A 17,323-nucleotide genomic window follows, 5' to 3' on the forward strand; every position below is an offset into this window, starting at 1 on the left:
TCAAGGAACGCGGCCCGGATGAACAATCTACTGAGAGGTCACATCTAGCTGATCAAGTTTTTCCATCCTAGCTGTGAGAGTGTCAGCGATTTTCCTTTGTTCCTCACGTGGTGGCGCCGGGAATTTAAAATTGACTGCATCAGATATGTTGAACTGTTTCTGTGCTGCACCGTATTGCACAGCCTCTACCTGACAGATTCCGATAGAACTATTTAATACGAAGCAAAGCCATTGAGAACAAAACTTTCCGGAACGAATCACCATCATTGACGCGCAGTTTGCCCCCTCTAATGTTTCTGGCACGACCGCTGTAACGCCGGGATAACCAACGCGCACACAAACTAAATCTCCAGACCGAAGTAGTGACTGACTGAGGAGCCTGCTATTTTCAGCACTGATCCGTCGAACTTTCGATAGCTCGAATCCGAATGGCTTAACGTTTCCACCAAACAAGAAAGGAAGCCCGTTGTCAGTCACGTAGCTTGAGGGATTAACTACTACGCCAACTCCAATATGCGGCGATAAATGTTTTAATCGAACTATAGTCCAATGCGCGGGTATATTCCCTAACCACTGAATGCCACTGTCCTTCATCGGCGCATCGGGATTGAGCCCCTTCGTCACGGTATGGGAAATAACCGCCTGCCGCTTTTCCTGCAGCAGCTCGATGAGCCGCTGCTGCTTTTTGATCAGCCGGTCGATGCGGGCGGTTTCGTGGTCGAGGAAAGAGGCGATAGTACGTTGTTCCCAGATAGGAGGTATAGGAACAATAGTGTTCATGACTGCCTCGTGGTCAAGGCTTTCAACAGTTGCGCCCTGCTTGCGCCATAACGTCAATAGTTGCGGTTGATGACCCTCAATCAAAAATCTTAAATAGGAAGGAACGCAACTATGCTGTGGCAAAAAGGCCCATAAATCTTGGTTTAGTGTTACCGGAATCTCATTTAATGCCACCGGGATCTTGTGCTTAAGTATCCCGGATCTGGCTACGATCAACAAAGCGCCGGTCGAGATAGTCTGAATGCCCTGTTCATCGAGAGCTAAAGATGTAATTCGATGATGGGTGTCTCGAATTACCCTTGTGCCCATATCCCGTGGAGAGGCCCAGGCAAAATCGCCATCCCAATAACTAAGATTGTCCTTAGATGGGGTGGAGCCACTGACGGAGCGCACTAAATACTTGAGGCGCGCTTCTTTCCATTCCGGCGGTAGCTGTTCCAACCATCCAGATTTCGATTCAGTAAGTTGGCGTAGAGAGGGCCTCATCACACTACGACTTCTTGCAGTAGTTGTTGTATTTCGTGGCTGAGTTGCTTCAGGTTTAGGTCAATCTCTTCTAAGGGCCGCGGCGGCACGTACTTGTAGAAGTGCCGATTGAACGGGATCTCGTAGCCCACGATGCCGACTTCCTTGTCCCTGTGGTCCCGCTTGGACTCGTCGATCCAGGCATCCGGCACATGCGGCTTCACTTCCCGCTCGAAATAGTCGTGGATCGACTCGTTCAACGGCACGTTCTCGTAATCGCGAAGATCCGGATCGGGCTCCGGGTTGCCCTTCTTGTCCCGGCAAATGTCGGCTTCTTCGTCGTGCTCCGACAGGGCGTTGAGCACTGCCTTGCGCTGGGTGGCCGTGAGCTTGATGCCGCTCGTCTTGAGCGCCTTGTTCAGTTCCTTCGTGAACGCCTCGCGATTGCGGTGGAGAACGTCGGCGTCGAGATTGCCCAAGGCGGCCAGTAGCCGATTCCGCTCGTCCTCGCCGAGCTTCTGGAACTGCTTTTCCTCGCGCAGCCGTTCGATACGTTCCGGGCTGGCCTGGAAATTGAGTTGCAGCGGGCGCTCGACGGTGATGCGGCGATAGCCGAAGTCGGTGGTATTGAAAGTCTTGCAGGTGTCGGAGTCATCGAAGGCGCCGTACAGCCGCACGATGTCGTCCGCGGTGGCGTCCGGTATCCAGTTGCGCTTGCTGCCCAGCGAGCGGCGCATCTTCTCGTAGCGGTCCGTGGCGTTGATGAGCTGGACCTTGCCCTTGCGCTCGGCTGGCTTGTGGTTGTTCAGCAGCCAGATGTAGGTGGCGATGCCGGTGTTGTGGAACATGTCCGTGGGCAGGGCCACGATGGCTTCCAGCAGGTCGTGCTCCAGTATGTGCCGGCGGATCTCGGACTCGCCGCTGCCGGCTCCGCCCGTGAACAGCGGCGAGCCGTTGAGAATGATGCCGAGCCGGGAGCCGCCGGCCTTGGCGTCCTTCATCTTGCTCATCAGGTGCATCAGGAACAGCAGCGCGCCGTCGGAGACGCGCGGCAGACCGGGGCCGAAGCGGCCGTTGAAGCCCTTGTGCTTGTGCTCGTCGGTGACTTGGCGTTGGACCTTCTTCCAGTCCACGCCGAAGGGCGGGTTGGAGACCAGGAAGTCGAAGCGTTCGCCAGGCAACTGGTCGTCGGACAGGGTGTTGCCGAGCTTGATGTTGTCGATTTTCTGGCCCTTGACGAGCATGTCGCCCTGGCAGATGGCGTAGGACTCGGGGTTCAGTTCCTGGCCGTAGAGCGTGACGGTGGCGCCGGAGTTGATCTTCTGGACGTACTCGTCGCCTTCCGACAGGAAACCGCCCGTGCCGGCGGCGGGATCGTAAATCGTGACGATCTTGCCGGGCTTGAGTTTGTCTTCCTGGCCGGTGAACAGCAGCGAGGTCACCAAGTGGACTACGTCGCGGGGCGTGAAGTGCTCGCCGGCGGTCTCGTTGGAGGACTCGGCGAACTTGCGGATCAGTTCCTCGAAGACCAGCCCCATCTCGTAGTTGCTGTAAGTCTTCGGGTTCAGGTCCATGGCGGCGAACTTCTGGACCACCTGGTAGAGCAGGTTTGCGTTGTTGAGTTGGTCGACGAAGTCGTCGAAGTTGAAGTGGTCGAAGATCTCGCGGGCCTTGGGGCTGAAGGCCTGCACGTAGTTCTGCAGGTCGTCCATGGCCTGGGTGTCGGAGAGGGTGCCCAGGGTCAGCGGCGATGTGTTGTAGAACTGCAGACCGGAAGCCTTCAGCAACAGGGCGTCGCGAACGCCTTCCGGCTTATTCCGGTTTTCTTCCGCGATATTCAGAACGACCGGCTTGGTCGGCTCCAGGACGCATTCCAAACGCCGGAGCAGCGTGAACGGCAGGATCACCCGGCCGAACTGTGAGCGCTTGAAATCGCCCCGCAGCAGATCGGCTACGCCCCAGATGAAATCCGCGAGCGTGCGAAAGTTGTCGACCATCGATCTCCCTCGGTCCGGGACCCGACCCGGGTCGTTTCGTGGTTATACGTTGAAATTGGGCTGGGGATGAGCGTCCCGATGCCCGTGGTCAGCAATGTAACACTTGGCGATGATCGGACCACGTGTCCATGGGATGGGCAGAGGCCCTGACTGGTTCTACTGGACTCGCGGAGGCGCGCGCCGGCTTCAGTAAATCACCGATATCACGTTCGTTGCAGGATGCACGGCGCGGGCTTATGGCCTACCTTGGCTGCCTGAATCCACCTTGGATGTAGCGCACCCATGCTCAAGCTGTATCACCTGGAACAGTCCCGTTCCCTGCGCATTCTCTGGTTGCTGGAGGAGCTTGGTCTCGACTACGAGCTGGAGACCTACAGCCGCGATCCCGAGACGCTGCGTGCGCCGGCGAGTCTCGGGGAGAGGGCGCCGATGCCGAAGTCGCCCATCATCGAGGACGATGGCCGGGCCCTCGTCGAGTCCGGCGCCATCATCGATTATCTCACGGAGGTGAAGGCGAACGGCGAGTTGGCTTACGGCCCGGAGTCGTCCCATTACCCGGAATACCGGCAGTGGCTGCATTTCACTGAGGGCTCGCTGATGTGCCCGCTGGTGTATCACCTGATCGCCTCGGCCATGGGCTGCGAGCATGAGGGGTTGCAGTCGTTCACCGACGGTGAGATCGCCACCTATCTCGGCTTTCTGACGCGGCAGCTCGAGCGCCACGACTATCTCGTGGCCGATGCGTTCAGCGCCGCCGATGTGCAGATGTCGTTCCCGCTGGAGTTCGCCGAGGCGCGGGGAGTCCTGAAGGACTATCCCGTGCTGCAGCGTTATCTGCAGCGTTTGCAGGCCCGGCCGGCCTATCGTCGGGCGCGGGAGAAGGGCGGCAACTACGACTTGTCCGTGTTCTCGCTGGGCGTGGCCTGACGCAGCCGCCGGGAGAGCGCCGCGGCGTACCACGCCCGCCATCCGCGTGACGGGGGCTGACGCAGGAACCGGGACCGGCGTATGTCCCAGGCGCGGGTGATGCGGCTGTCCGGGTCGGGCCCGACATGGCTGATCTCGCCGGCCTGGTTGTAGACGGTGAGCTCGCCGAACCACAGGTGTTTGCCGTCGGTGTAGAGGTCGACGCGCAGGTGGTCGAACTCGCGGCCCAGGCGGCGTGCGTGTTCCAGGGCGCGTTCGATCGATTCGGGCAGTGGATGCCGGCAGGTGCGTTTCGCGACGGCGGCGGGTTTGTCGCTGTGTGCGAGGTTGCCGTCGGCGTCCGGTTCCCAGATCGCCGCTTCCATGTTGCCGAAACGGGCGCGGATGTAGACCACGCGCTCGATGCGGTCGCCGAAGGTATAGATCTTCAGTTCGTCCAGCACGCCGTTGTCGGGGCGTATCTCGGACTCGACCAGCAGCAGGTCGGGCGCGTCGCGGTAGCCCCACTCGCCGTACCTGCGGTCATAGCGTTCCGCGAGCCAGTCGCGGGCGGTGTGTTCGAGTTCGTGCCGGTCGTATTCGCCGTCCCGGATGAAGCGGTAGCGGCCGGAGGCGGCGTTGGGCTTGATGACCACATCCCGCCGGAGGATGGCATCGGGGATGTCCGCGGCGGAGACGCCCACCCACAGGAGTTCGGCCATGGCGAGATCCGGGTCGCGCACTCGGACCCATTCGCGGCAGCTCAGTTTGCCGCATATCGCCACGAACCGCGGATCGTGATCGAACACCTTGCGCCATAGGAACTTGTCGTTGGCGGAGCGGGGCACGGCGAGGCGCGGCCGGGTACCCGTGCCGCGCGCCAGTTTGCGGTATTTCCGGAACCGCTTGCGGTAGCGGTATCGGCCCCAGAGTTCCACCGCCCCCAACACGACCGTGTCGGCGAAACGAATCCATCGCGACGCCGGCTTCCGGCGCTTCATGCGGCGGTGATCGTGCGCAGGGCCCAGCGCATGCCTACCCGGCCGCCGTCCAGGTCGTCGATGCCCAGTTGGTTCTTGATCGCCTCGATGATGTCTCCGGCGGCGACATCCCGCAGGCCGAACAGGTCCCGGCAGAAGGCGGCCAACTCGTCGCGGTCGCCGAAGACCCAGTGGAATCGAACGAGTTCGCTGGAGATGGGCTGCCAACCGCTGTCGGCGAGTTCGCGTTCGGTCGTCTCGTCCAGGTAGAGCCCCCGGTGTCCGGTGCCGTTGTGGGCGTCCACGAAACCGTCCAGGAAATATGCCTGCGGGGATCCCGAGTCGACATCCGACAGCACGAAGCGGCCGCCCGGCCCGGTCACGCGGCGCAGTTCCGCGAACAGGGCCGGTTTATCGGTCGTGTGGTGGACGCCGGCGATACTGATCGCGGCATCCATGTCGTCGGATGGCCAGGGCAGGGGGACCAGGGTCGCTCCGGCCGACGATCGGGTATCGTCGCCGTGCAGGGAGAACCCGGCGCTCGGCTCGTGGCCGTGCCAGGTGCATCCGCGGGGCAGGAAGCCGCGCAGATAGCCGCCGCCCGCCGGCACGTCGGCGACCCGCATGCCCGGAACGAGTCCGGCGCGGCGGATCGCCTGCCGGAATTCTTCCGCCCGGGCGGCGGGAAAGCGCCGCATCGCGCGATGATAGCTCTGCCCTCGTTTGTCGAAGACTTCCGTGTATTGAAGCTGCGTCATCGGCGGCTCCAAGGCGCTTTCGCCGGTCCGTGTGATTCAGGTGTCGATGTCGTCGGGCATCCCCGTCGGTTCGGGCGGCGCGAGGGTGTCATGCACCGCGAAAGGCCGACAAGACGTTTGCCGGCTCGTGACGCGTTTCGCTTGCCTCGCCATGTGACCGGCCGGTTTTGCCTACCAGGCCGGGTCGATCGGCGTGGCCGTCGCCCGCAGTTTCTCCACCGCCTCCGCCGCCGCCAGGCACTCGTCCTCGCGGAAGCGGCGGCCGGTGAGCAGGACGCCGATGGGCAGGCCGGTGTCGCCGTCGCGGGCCGCCGGCACGCAGGCGCTGGGCAGGCCGAGCAGGTTGGCGGGCATGACCGGCCGCAGGAGTGTCAGGGTCTTTTCGACGGCTTTGTCGTCGATGGCATCCGCGCCGTGCTCGAAGGGTAGTTCGGTCCAGGTGGGGCCGAGCACGAGCGGGTATTCGGCCATGAATTCGGACCAGGCGCGGGCGAGGCCGTCGCGCTGCATGAGCAGGGCGGTCATGGCGGCGGTGTCCGCCAGGGGCGGCGTGCCCGCGAAGAAGGCCTCGAAGAAGCGGCGGCCGGCGTCGCCCATCATCGGGGCCATGTCGTCCTTGAGCGCGGCGTAGTCGCCGGCCAGCAGGCGGCGCCAGGTGTCCACGACTTCCTCGTAACGCGGCGGGACGGTCTCGACCACTTCGTAACCGGCGTCGGCGAGGGCGTCCGCGGCGCGGCGCACGGCCTGTTGCGCGGCCGCGGCGCAATCGCCGCCCGGCGGGGCCGGGACCACGGCGACCCGGGGGTGCGCGGTCGGCGGGCCGTCGAAGGGCGCGTCCGTGGCCAGCGGGTCGCGCGGGTGGGCGCCCATGATGGCCTGCAGGCCGAGGCGCACGTCGGCGACGGTGCGGGCCATCGGTCCCTGCACGGCCATCCATTGCCAGGCCAGGGGGCGGTCCTCGAACGGCGGGCCGCTGGCGTCCGGCACGCGGCCGGCGGAAGGCTTGATCGAGGCGATGCCGCAGGCGCTGGCGGGGTTGCGCAGGGAGCCGCCGATGTCGTTGCCCAGACCTAGCGGACTCATGCCGCTGGCGATGGCCGAGCCTTCGCCGCCGCTGGAGCCGCCGGCGGTGTGCTCGTACGACCAGGGGTTGCGGGTCAGGCCGTGCAGCGAGCTGTCGGTGTGCACGCGCATGGCGAAGTCCGGACAGTTGGTGCGCACGATGGGGATGGCGCCCGCGGCCCGGATTCTCTCGACCACGGGGGCGTCGGCCACGGCCGGCGCGTCCGCGAGCGCGGCCACGCCCCAGGTGCTGGCCAGGCCCTTCATGTCGATGTTGCATTTCACGCTGACCGGCACGCCGTGCAGGGGGCCGGTCGCGGTGCCCGACTCCAGGGCGCGATCGGCCGCGTCCGCGGCCGTCAGGGCCTGGTTCCGCAGAACCTCGACCGCGGCGTTCAGCTTGGGATTGACGGTGTTGATGCGGTCGAGATGGGACTGGACCACTTCGCGCGAGGAGACCTCGCGGCGGGCGATGGCCGCGGCCAGCTCACCCGCGGATGACTGCCAGTGCCGGGACACGTGTCTCTCCTGCGATCGTCGTTTCCGGAATTAGCCGGCAGGCGGCCGTCGCTGTCAAGACTCGGCCGCGATCGCGGCATCAGACGATGCCGAAGGCCAGCATGGCATCGGCGACCTTCTTGAAGCCGGCGATGTTGGCGCCCTTGGCGTAGTCGACGTAGCCGTCCGGGCCCTGGGCGTGCTCCAGGCAGCGCCCGTGGATGCCCTGCATGATGTCGCGCAGCAGGCTCTGCAGCTCGTCCTCGCGCATGGCGATGCGGGTGCTGTTCTGGGCCATCTCCAGGCCGGAGACCGCCACGCCGCCGGCGTTGGCGGCCTTGGCCGGGCCGAACAGCACGCCGGCTTCGCGCAGTACCTTCACGGCGTCGTTGGTGGCCGGCATGTTGGCACCCTCGGCCATTGCCTTGAGACCGTTCTTCGCCAGCAGTCGGGCGTCGTCGGCATGCACCTCGTTCTGCGTGGCGCAGGGACAGGCGAGATCGCAGGGCACCCGCCAGGGCCGTTCGCCCTCGTGGAAGCTGGCGCCCTTGAACTCCTCCGCGTAGGCCGAGATCCGGCCGCGCCGGTGGCCCTTGTGCCGTTTCACCCATTCCAGCTTTTCCCGGGTGAAGCCGTCCGGGTCGTGGATGAAGCCCTCCGAATCCGACAGGGTGACCACCCGGGCGCCAAGCTGGAGCGCCTTCTCGGCCGCGTGCACGGCGACGTTGCCGGAGCCGGAGACGGTCATCACCTTGCCTTCCAGGCCTTCGCCGGCGTGCCGCAGCATGTCCTCCAGGAAGTAGACCACGCCGTAGCCGGTGGCCTCCTTGCGTACCAGGCTGCCGCCCCACTCGATGCCCTTGCCGGTGAGCACGCCGACGTAGCGGTTGGTGATACGCTTGTACTGGCCGAACATGTAGCCGATCTCGCGCGCGCCCACGCCGATGTCGCCCGCCGGCACGTCGGTGTCCTCGCCGACGTGCCGGTAGAGCTCGGTCATGAAGGACTGGCAGAAGCGCATGATCTCGCTGTCGGACTTGCCCTTGGGGTTGAAGTCCGAGCCGCCCTTGGCACCGCCCATGGGTAGGCCGGTCAGGCTGTTCTTGAAGGTCTGCTCGAAGGCCAGGAACTTGAGGATGCTCTGGTTGACGCTCTTGTGGAAACGCAGGCCGCCCTTGTAGGGGCCGATGGCGTTGTTGTTCTGCACCCGGTAGCCGCGCTGGACCCGCACGTTGTGGTTGTCGTCCTCCCAGCACACGCGGAAGGAGACCACCCGGTCCGGCTCGGCGATGCGGCGCAGGATTTGCGCCTCGTGGTAGATCTCCTTGTCGGCGATGTAGTCGAAGATGTCCACGGCGACCTCGTACACCGCCTGCTGGAATTCAGTCTCGCCGGGATTGCGTCGTTTGACCCCGTCCATGAACTGGTCGAGATCGACGTGATCGGATATGGCCATGGTTGTCTCCCCCGCACCGCGCCGGCGGTGTCGTCATTCCCCGGTCCCATGGTGGCACGTCGCGGGACGGTCGTGTGGCACTACCCGCTTGTAGCCGTTCCCGGTGGCCGTGTCGTCGCCGTCGGCCTACAGTCGGGCGTCCGTTTTATGCACATGGATACAGTATTCGTCAGGAGCCATCGGCCGTGTTGGTCGGGGCCGGGGACGGGGTTTTGCAAGTTGCTGTTTTATATGGGGTATGAATTATTGATTAAAGATTCGCCGAATCGCGCAAGCGCTTGATGTCAGGCCGGACGCCGGTCTAATCCCAAATTCATGCACAGACTTATCCACCGCGATTGTGAATAGTCGGCCGGGGCATCGCCGGCGCGCCCGTCGGCGTAGAATGAAACCGTATGACTGACGCCGTCCACGAGTTCCATCCCGCCGTCGCCGACTGGTTCGCGCGCGAGGTCGGCGAACCCACGCCCGCCCAGGCCGGGGCGTGGCCGGCGATCGCCTCTGGGCGCCACACGCTGGTGGCGGCGCCGACCGGCTCGGGCAAGACCCTGGCGGCATTCCTGGCGGCGATCGACGGCTTGGTCCGCGACGGCCTGGCGGGGCGGTTGCGCGACGAGACCACGGTGCTCTATGTCTCGCCGCTGAAGGCGCTGTCGAACGATATCCAGCGCAACCTGCAGCAGCCGCTGGAGGGCGTGCGCGAGGCACTGGTCGCGCGCGGCGAGCCCGAGGTCGAACTGCGGGCCTGGGTGCGCACCGGCGACACCCCGCAATCGGAACGGGCGCGCATGCGCCGCGAGCCGCCGCACATCCTGGTGACCACGCCCGAGTCCCTCTACATCCTGCTCACCTCGGATTCCGGCCGCGAGATGCTGGGGACTGTGAAGAGCGTGATCGTGGACGAGATCCACGCCCTGGCCGGAAACAAGCGCGGCTCGCACCTCGCGCTGTCGCTGGCGCGGCTGGACGCGCTCTGCGGCACGCCGCCGCTGCGCGTCGGCCTGTCGGCCACGCAGAAGCCGGTGGCGGCGATGGCGGCCTTCCTCACCGGCGGCGAGGGCGACGATTGCCACATCGTGGACATGGGCCACGTCCGCGACCGGGAGCTCGCCATCGAGGTCCCGGAGTCGCCGCTGACGGCGGTGATGTCGGGCGAGGTCTTCCAGGAGGTCTATGACCGGCTCGCGGAGCTGGTGCGCGGACACCGGACCACCCTGATCTTCGTCAACACCCGGCGCCTGGCCGAGCGGGCGGCGCGCTTTTTGGCCGAGCGCCTGGGCGAGGAGGCGGTCACCGCGCACCACGGCAGCCTCGCCAAGGAGCACCGGCTGGACGCCGAGCGCCGGCTCAAGAACGGCGAATTGCGGGCCCTGGTGGCGACCGCCTCGCTGGAGTTGGGTATCGACATCGGCGACGTCGACCTGGTCTGCCAGCTCGGCTCGCCGCGCTGGATCGCGACCTTCCTGCAGCGCGTGGGCCGCGCCGGTCACGGCGTCGGCGGTATTTCCAAGGGTCGGCTGTTCCCGCTGAGCCGCGACGATCTGGTGGAGTGCACCGCGTTGCTGGACGCCGCGCGCCGCGGCGAGCTGGACCGTATCCGCCTGCCCGAGCAACCGCTGGACGTGCTCGCCCAGCAGGTGGTGGCCGAGGTCGCCGCGAGCGGCGAGTGCGACGAGGTCGAGCTATTCACCCGGTTCAAGCGGGCCTGGCCCTATCGCGATCTGCCGCGCGAGACCTTCACCGCCGTGGTGCGCATGCTGGCCGACGGCTTCACCACCCGGCGCGGACGCCGCGGCGCCTACCTGCACCGGGACGCGGTCAACGGCCGCCTGCGACCGCGCCGCAACGCCAGGCTCACGGCGATGACCAACGCCGGCACCATCCCCGACCAGTTCGACTACGACGTGATCCTGCAGCCGGACGGGCTCAAGATCGGCACCCTGAACGAGGACTTCGCCTTCGAGAGCCTGCCGGGCGACATTTTCCAGCTCGGCAACACCTCCTACCGCATCCTCAAGGTGGAGTCCGGACGGCTGTTCGTGGAGGACGCCAAGGGCCAGCCGCCGAACATCCCGTTCTGGTTCGGCGAGGCGCCCAGCCGCAGCGACGAGCTGTGCGCCGCGGTGTCGCGGCTGCGGGTGGCGGTGGGCGAGCGCCTGGACGAGGGTGGGGTCGAGGCCGCCCGCGACTGGCTCATCGGCTACCAACATCTGCCCGAGGCGGCGGCGCGCCAGCTCGCCGACTACCTGGGCGCGGCGCGCGCCGCCCTGGGCACCCTGCCGAGCCACGACACCATCGTCCTGGAGCGCTTCTTCGACGAGGTCGGGGACATGCACCTGGTGGTGCACTCGCCGTACGGCTCGGCGGTCAACCGCGCCTGGGGGCTGTCGCTGCGCAAGCGTTTCTGCCGCAAGTTCAACTTCGAGCTGCAGGCGGCGGCGCTGGAGGACAACATCGTGCTCTCGCTGGGCACGACGCATAGTTTCCCGCTGGAAGAGGTCGCGGGCTACCTGCATTCCAACACCGTGCGCGAGGTCCTGATCCAGGCGCTGCTCGACGCCCCCATGTTCGGCAACCGCTGGCGCTGGAACGCCACCATCGCCCTGGCGGTGCGCCGCAGCAGCGGCGGCAAGCGCACGCCGGCGCAGTTCCAGCGTTCGGACGCCGAGGACTTGATGGCGGTGGTCTTCCCCGACCAGCTCGCCTGCCTGGAGAACATCGCCGGCGAGCGCGAGGTGCCGGATCATCCGCTGGTGGCGCAGACACTGTCCGACTGCCTGACCGACACCATGGACATCGACGGTCTGGAGGCCTTGCTCAAGCGCATGGAGGCCGGGGAAGTCGAGGTGGTGTGCCGCGACCTGACCGCGCCGTCGCCGCTGGCCGAGGAGGTGATCAACGCCCGCGCCTACGCGTTCCTGGACGGTGCGCCCGCGGAGGAGCGCCGGACCCTGGCGATCCAGCAGCGCTCGCACCTGTCGGTGACCGACGCCGCCGAGCTGGGCCGGCTGGACCCGGAGGCGATCCGCGGCGTCCGCGACGAGGCCTGGCCGGACGCCCGCGACCCCGACGAACTGCACGATGCCCTGGTGCTGCTCGGCTTCGTTACCGAGGCCGAGGGCGAGCGCGGCCGTACCGACGAGGCCGGCCTCGACTGGGGCTGGGGCCACCTGTTCCGCGAGCTGGTCGCCGCCGGCCGCGCGATCCGCGTCGAGCTGCCCGGCGGCGAGCCGGTCTGGGTCGCGGCGGAGCGCCTGGCCGAGTTGCTGTGCCTGGCGCCGGCGGCCGTCCTCGATCCGGTGATTGAGCCGGTGCGCGAGACCGAGCCGCCGGCCGACGAAAGCGAGGCCCTGCGCGAGCTGCTGCGCAGCCGGCTGGAAGGGCTCGGCCCGGTGACGGCGGCGACCCTGGCGGCGCCGCTCGGGGTATCCGCGGGCGCCGCCGAGGCCGCCCTGGCGGCACTGGAGGGCGAGGGCTTCGCGCTCCAGGGGCATTTCACCCGCCCCGAAGGCGATATCGAATGGTGCGAGCGCCGCCTGTTGGCGCGCATCCACCGTTACACCCTCAAGTCCCTGCGCCGCGAGATCGAGCCGGTCTCGCCGCGCGATCTGATGCGCTTCTTGTTCGTCTGGCACGGCCTGGACGAACCGGGCGAGGGCCAGGACGCCCTGGCGGCGGCGCTGGAGCAGCTCGAAGGCTGCTCGCTGCCGGCGGCCGCCTGGGAGGCGGACGTGCTGCCGGCGCGGGTGGCCGATTACATGCCGCACATGCTCGACCAGCTCTGCGCGGTCGGCCGCGTGACCTGGCTGCGGTTGGTGCCGCCGCGGCCGAACGGCAACGGGAGGCGCAACGGCAATGGCGGCGCGCGCCGCGCCGCGCCCGTGCGCCAGACCCCGATCGTCCTGATCGAGCGCGCCCATCTGGACCATTGGCGGTCACTGGCGCCGCCGCCGGACGCCGACGGTGTCAGGCTTTCCGGCAGCGCCCGCCGGGCGCTGGAGACGCTGGATCAGCGCGGCGCGGTGTTCTTCGCCGATCTGATGCAGGCCAGCGGCCTGTTGCGGACCCAGTTGGAGGAGGCCTTGGCCGAGCTGGCGGCCTGCGGGCTGGCGACGGCGGATACCTTCGCCGGGCTGCGCGCCCTGATCGCGCCCTCCGACCGGCGACCGTCGCTGGCGCCGCGGGCCACGCGCCGGCGTCGCCGCGCGCGCTTCGAGGGCGTGGACGAAGCCGGCCGCTGGAGCCGGCTGCACGCTCCGGCGGAGGCGGTCGACGACGATGCCCGCCGGCACGAGCGCACCGACCCCGAAACGCTGGAGCACCTGGCCTGGACCCTGCTGCACCGCTACGGCGTGGTGTTCAAGCGGCTGCTGCTGCGCGAGAGCGCGCTGCCGCCGTGGCGCGAGCTGCTCTATGTCTACCGGCGGCTGGAGGCGCGCGGCGAGATCCGCGGCGGCCGTTTCGTGAACGGCTTCGGCGGCGAGCAGTACGCCCTGCCGGAGGCGGTGGATGCCCTGCGCAAGACCCGCAAGCGCCAGGCCGACGGCGAGTTGGTGACCGTGGCCGCGGCCGATCCCCTCAACCTGGTCGGCATCGTCACCCCCGGCGAGCGGCTGCCCGCCACCGCCAACAACCGGGTGCTGTTCCGCGACGGTGTGCCGGTGGCCTTCTACGAGGCCGGCGAGGTGCGCTTCGCCGAGGCGCTGGACCCGGAGACCGAGTGGGATATCCGCAACCGCCTGCTGCGCCGGGCGCGGCCGGGTAGTTATCTCGGCGGGGGCGGCCGGCTGCGTAGCTGATATCGTGCTTGTGCGCGGGAGAAGATTATCCGCGGATTGACGCAGAGGGACGCAGATACTCGTGTTACAGACTCACATCGGGAAGCCGCACATCTCCGGTCTCCAGGCGGCCGGCTTTTTCCCTTCTCCCCCTTGGGGGAGAAGGTCAGGATGAGGGGGTGGCCCGGTAATCGAAGGCGTGCGGGAGTGATGATGACAATGCGGCATCTGGTTGGTGCGATCCTGATCGGTCTCGGTGCGGCCTTCGCGGCCGGCTGCAACGGCGGGGCGGCGAATGCCCCGGAGCCGGCGGACGGCGGCGACCGGCAGCCGGGCGAGTATCTGGTGCAGCTCGCCACCGCCGAAACGGACCCGGCCGTGATCCGCGAGACCTACGGCGATCTCGGCATCGAGAAACTCGCCGCGCTCGCGACGCGCCGGCCGATTCATCTGCTGCGCGTCGCGCGCGATCCGGGTCCCGATGCCATGTCCTCGCGCGCCGCGGGGGTCGACGCGATCGTGCACGTGCAGCCGAATTTCGGTTATTCGACTCAAGACGGCGGCTCCGACGCCGATACTTCCCGGGGTATGGGCGCGCACGGCACGGCCGAATAGCCGCGTCCGGTCGAACAACCAACGAGGGGAAACACTATGTCGGAGCGGCGGGTTCGCCGCGGCTGGTGCCGTGGCGCGGGGATTCTTGCGGGCTTGATGATCCCCCTGGCGGCCTTGTCGGTGCAGCCGGAAGGGGTCGGGACGTACACCCGCGCCGCCGCCGTCGATGCCTGGGGACAGGGTCAGCCGGGTGTCGATTATGTCGCCGACGAGGTCCTGGTGGAGTTCGAGACCACGGCCTCGGCCCAGTCGAGCCTGGACACGGTCCATGCCCGCCGCGACCGGGTGCGTGCCACGTTGTCCGGGCGTCCGGCCATGGCCCGGGTGGCGCTCGAATCGGGGCACTCCGTGGCTGAGGCGGTGCGGGCCTACGCCGCCGATCCGCGCGTGAAGCATGTCCAGCCGAACTTCATCTACCGCGCCACGGCTGTGCCGAACGATCCCGAGTTTGCCGCTCACTGGGGTCTGGACAACCGCGGTCAGACGGTCGACGGCAAGGTCGGCACCGCCGGTCTGGATATCGGCGCGCCCGAGGCGTGGGACCTGATCACGGACTGCCGCGACACCGTGGTGGCCGTGATCGACACCGGCGCCAACTACACGCATGCCGATCTCGCCGACAACATGTGGGACGGTGGTGCCGATTCACCCAACCACGGCTGGGATTTCGTCGACGACGACAACGATCCCATGCCCTACGGCGGTGCCTTTCATGGCACCCACGTGGCCGGCACCATCGCCGCGGTCGGCGACAACGCGACCGCCGGCACCGGCGTCTGCTGGCGGGCCAGCATCATGACCGTCCGCGTGCTGGGCGCGAACAACAGCGGCACGACGGGCGATATCATCGAGGGCATCGACTATGCCGTGGAAAACGGCGCCCGCGTGATCAACATGAGCCTGGGTGGTCCGGGGTTGGATCCGCTTTACGAGGATTCTCTAGACAACGCCCGGGAAAACGACGTGCTCGTGGTGGTCGCCGCCGGCAACTCCAGCAAGGACGTCGATCGCGATGCGGAGCCGACCGCTCCCTGTTCCTTCGACCTGGACAACATCATCTGCGTGGCCGCGCTTGATTCGAACTACGCCCTGGCGAGCTTCTCCAATTTCGGCGACGAGGCGGTGGACGTGGGCGCGCCCGGCACCAGCATCCTGAGCGCGTTTCCGGGGCCGCAGGAGGAATTCGACTATTCGACCTGGAATCTGGATCCGTCCTGGAGCGAGGACACCTGCGTCGTGTCGCCCGGCGGCTCGCCGCAGTACGGCCTGTTCAATCCCGCCGACTGGTGCACTTCCGGCTCGTCGCCGAACAATCTCGAAGCCCGTGCCTACAACATATTCGACCTCAGTGACTCGATGGGCGGCGGCTACGGCTTTCTCGCATTCGGACGCCTCGGGAGCGCCGACGATGCGCTGGTCAGCGTCCATGTGGCCGGCCTGACGGGCGACCCGTTCGACATCGTCCAGGACGCCTCCCAGGCGGATGCAATCCGGAGCGGAGAATTCACGTCTCCGCCGCCATGGCAGGCGTCCGCGGGCGCGGCGGACTGCGCCGGACAACAATGCAGTGTCGGCCTGGGCATGATCACGGATGGCGTCGGCCCCGACAGCGGTATCGCCGTCGTGCGCGGTTATTTCCAGCACGTGGTCGACGGTGCCGCGGACGTCTCCTTCCTGCAGGGCACGTCCATGGCGAGCCCGCACGTGGCCGGCATCGCGGCGCTGGTCCGCTCGGCGGTGCCCGACAAGACCTATGCCGAGATCCGCGACGCGATCCTGACCTCGGGCGACCTCGTGGGCGCGCTCGACGGCATCACCACGACCGGCCGCGAGGCGGACGCCTTCGCCGCGATCCGCGCGGCGAACGACCCGCCCACGGCCGCGGACGCCAGTGCCGAGACCGAGGCGGGCAAGTCCGTCGATATCGCGATTTCGGCCAGCGATCCCAACGGCCACGAACTCGGTTTCGCCCTGGACGAGGCGCCCGCGCACGGCGCGGTCACCTTCGACGGCGGTACGGCGCGCTACACGCCGGTCGACGGGTTTACCGGCGCCGACGCGTTCACGGTGACCGTCGACGACGGGTTCACCGGCACCGCCACCGCCTCGGTCGAGGTGACGGTGACGGCGAAATCGGATGATGACGGCGGCAGCAGCGGCGGTTGCACGCTGGGCGGGCCGGGGCGGCCGGATCCGCTGTTGCCGGGGCTGGCGCTGCTGGCGTTGGCGGTCGCGGGCGCCCGCCGCCGTCGCTACTGAGAGTGATCAGGTCCCGCGGGCGGCCTTGATCCGCTCGTAGGCATTGGTGATCTCGCGGGTCCGCTCCTCGGCGATCTCGCGCATGTCCTCGGGCAGTCCCTTGGACGCGAGCTTGTCGGGGTGGTTCTGGCTCATCAGCCGGCGATAGGCCTTCTTGACCTCGGCGTCGCTGGCGGATTCGTCCAGGCCCAGCACGCGGTAGGCGTCGGCCAGGCTCGGCCGGTTGTCGCCGGGCCGGCCGCCGCCGCGCAGCATCGCCTCCAGGCGATCGATCTCCGCTTCCGACAGCCCCAGGCCGCGCGCCACCCGCAGCAGCATGGCGCGCTCGTCGTCATGCAGCACGCCGTCCGCCGCGACCGCGGACAATTGCACCTGCAGGAACAGTTGCTGCAGCACCCGGTTGCCCCGGGTCAGACGGGCGAGGGCCGCCACCTCGGCATCCAGGTCGAAGCCCGGTGACTTGCCGCGGTTGAAGGCGGCCTTGGCCGCCTCGCGCCGCTCTCCGGATAGACGCAGGCGGTCGAACAATTGCTCCGCGACCCGGATCTCGTCGCGGGTGACCCGGCCGTCGGCCTTGCAAAGGGCGCCCATGACGGCGAAGGTCGCGTCCAGGTACTGGGCGCGGATGGCCCCCGGTCCGAAGGTCGCGATGCGCTGCTGCAGGCGGCGGCCCAGCCAGAGGCCGAGCGCGGCGCCGATCAACATTCCCGGAATGCGGCCGATCAGGTAACCGATCAGGCCGCCGATGGCGGCGGCGGTGAACATGCGC

General features: G+C 67.2%; 11 protein-coding genes. 4 read left to right on the forward strand and 7 right to left on the reverse strand.

Annotated features, from left to right (window positions below; translation table 11 throughout):
- Positions 1-27: 27 nt before the first annotated feature.
- Together PC39_RS12030 and PC39_RS12035 are read right to left on the reverse strand one after the other, a co-directional pair.
- Positions 28-1,221, reverse strand: a complete 1,194-nt coding sequence (locus PC39_RS12030) for a restriction endonuclease subunit S (RefSeq protein ID WP_353253639.1) — start codon at positions 1,219-1,221, stop codon at positions 28-30.
- Positions 1,222-1,265: 44 nt separating this feature from the next.
- Entirely contained in the window at positions 1,266-3,242 is a 1,977-nt protein-coding gene (locus tag PC39_RS12035; protein ID WP_353253640.1) for a type I restriction-modification system subunit M, read from the reverse strand.
- A 282-nt stretch (positions 3,243-3,524) separates the two neighbouring features.
- On the opposite strand from PC39_RS12035, the gene PC39_RS12040 reads away from it, so the two are divergent.
- Complete coding sequence (locus tag PC39_RS12040) at positions 3,525-4,169, forward strand: glutathione S-transferase family protein (RefSeq protein ID WP_353253641.1); 645 nt, start codon at positions 3,525-3,527, stop codon at positions 4,167-4,169.
- On the opposite strand, the gene PC39_RS12045 is transcribed toward PC39_RS12040, so the two are convergent.
- From PC39_RS12045 to gdhA, 4 genes are all read right to left on the reverse strand, one after another.
- A complete protein-coding gene (locus PC39_RS12045) occupies positions 4,133-5,149 on the reverse strand; it encodes an ATP-grasp fold amidoligase family protein (RefSeq protein ID WP_353253642.1) in 1,017 nt (338 codons plus the stop codon). The genes PC39_RS12040 and PC39_RS12045 overlap by 37 nt on opposite strands.
- A complete protein-coding gene (locus PC39_RS12050; RefSeq protein WP_353253643.1) occupies positions 5,146-5,886 on the reverse strand; it encodes a class I SAM-dependent methyltransferase in 741 nt (246 codons plus the stop codon). The genes PC39_RS12045 and PC39_RS12050 overlap by 4 nt, the downstream gene beginning before the upstream one ends.
- A gap of 171 nt (positions 5,887-6,057) precedes the next feature.
- Positions 6,058-7,467: an amidase gene (locus PC39_RS12055; RefSeq protein ID WP_353253644.1), complete on the reverse strand. Its 1,410-nt coding sequence runs from the start codon at positions 7,465-7,467 to the stop codon at positions 6,058-6,060.
- Between the two features lie 79 nt (positions 7,468-7,546).
- Entirely contained in the window at positions 7,547-8,902 is a 1,356-nt protein-coding gene (gene gdhA, locus PC39_RS12060) for an NADP-specific glutamate dehydrogenase (RefSeq protein WP_353253645.1), read from the reverse strand.
- Between the two features lie 395 nt (positions 8,903-9,297).
- Here gdhA and PC39_RS12065 point away from each other — a divergent pair, with 395 nt between their 5' ends.
- The 3 genes from PC39_RS12065 (at position 9,298) to PC39_RS12075 (ending at position 16,554) form a co-directional block, all read left to right on the forward strand.
- The gene (locus PC39_RS12065; RefSeq protein ID WP_353253646.1) at positions 9,298-13,701 is read left to right on the forward strand and encodes a DEAD/DEAH box helicase; all 4,404 of its coding nucleotides are present in this window, start codon (positions 9,298-9,300) and stop codon (positions 13,699-13,701) included.
- 198 nt (positions 13,702-13,899) lie between these two features.
- Entirely contained in the window at positions 13,900-14,295 is a 396-nt protein-coding gene (locus PC39_RS12070) for a hypothetical protein (protein ID WP_353253647.1), read from the forward strand.
- A gap of 96 nt (positions 14,296-14,391) precedes the next feature.
- Complete coding sequence (locus PC39_RS12075) at positions 14,392-16,554, forward strand: S8 family serine peptidase (protein ID WP_353253734.1); 2,163 nt, start codon at positions 14,392-14,394, stop codon at positions 16,552-16,554.
- Positions 16,555-16,560: 6 nt separating this feature from the next.
- Here PC39_RS12075 and djlA read toward each other — a convergent pair whose 3' ends face one another.
- The gene (gene djlA / locus PC39_RS12080; RefSeq protein WP_353253648.1) at positions 16,561-17,319 is read right to left on the reverse strand and encodes a co-chaperone DjlA; all 759 of its coding nucleotides are present in this window, start codon (positions 17,317-17,319) and stop codon (positions 16,561-16,563) included.
- Positions 17,320-17,323 lie beyond the last annotated feature (4 nt).

The organism is Salinisphaera sp. PC39, assembly GCF_040361335.1.
GTDB lineage: Bacteria > Pseudomonadota > Gammaproteobacteria > Nevskiales > Salinisphaeraceae > APNM01.

What these genes read in the sequence shown, in the direction of transcription:
- PC39_RS12035 (WP_353253640.1), bottom strand. Translation starts at nt 3,242, where the DNA reads ATGGTCGACAACTTTCGCACGCTCGCGGATTTCATCTGGGGCGTAGCC.
- PC39_RS12040 (WP_353253641.1), top strand. Translation starts at nt 3,525, where the DNA reads ATGCTCAAGCTGTATCACCTGGAACAGTCCCGTTCCCTGCGCATTCTC.
- PC39_RS12045 (WP_353253642.1), bottom strand. Translation starts at nt 5,149, where the DNA reads ATGAAGCGCCGGAAGCCGGCGTCGCGATGGATTCGTTTCGCCGACACG.
- PC39_RS12050 (WP_353253643.1), bottom strand. Translation starts at nt 5,886, where the DNA reads ATGACGCAGCTTCAATACACGGAAGTCTTCGACAAACGAGGGCAGAGC.
- gdhA (WP_353253645.1), bottom strand. Translation starts at nt 8,902, where the DNA reads ATGGCCATATCCGATCACGTCGATCTCGACCAGTTCATGGACGGGGTC.
- PC39_RS12065 (WP_353253646.1), top strand. Translation starts at nt 9,298, where the DNA reads ATGACTGACGCCGTCCACGAGTTCCATCCCGCCGTCGCCGACTGGTTC.
- PC39_RS12070 (WP_353253647.1), top strand. Translation starts at nt 13,900, where the DNA reads ATGCGGCATCTGGTTGGTGCGATCCTGATCGGTCTCGGTGCGGCCTTC.
- PC39_RS12075 (WP_353253734.1), top strand. Translation starts at nt 14,392, where the DNA reads ATGATCCCCCTGGCGGCCTTGTCGGTGCAGCCGGAAGGGGTCGGGACG.
- djlA (WP_353253648.1), bottom strand. Translation starts at nt 17,319, where the DNA reads ATGTTCACCGCCGCCGCCATCGGCGGCCTGATCGGTTACCTGATCGGC.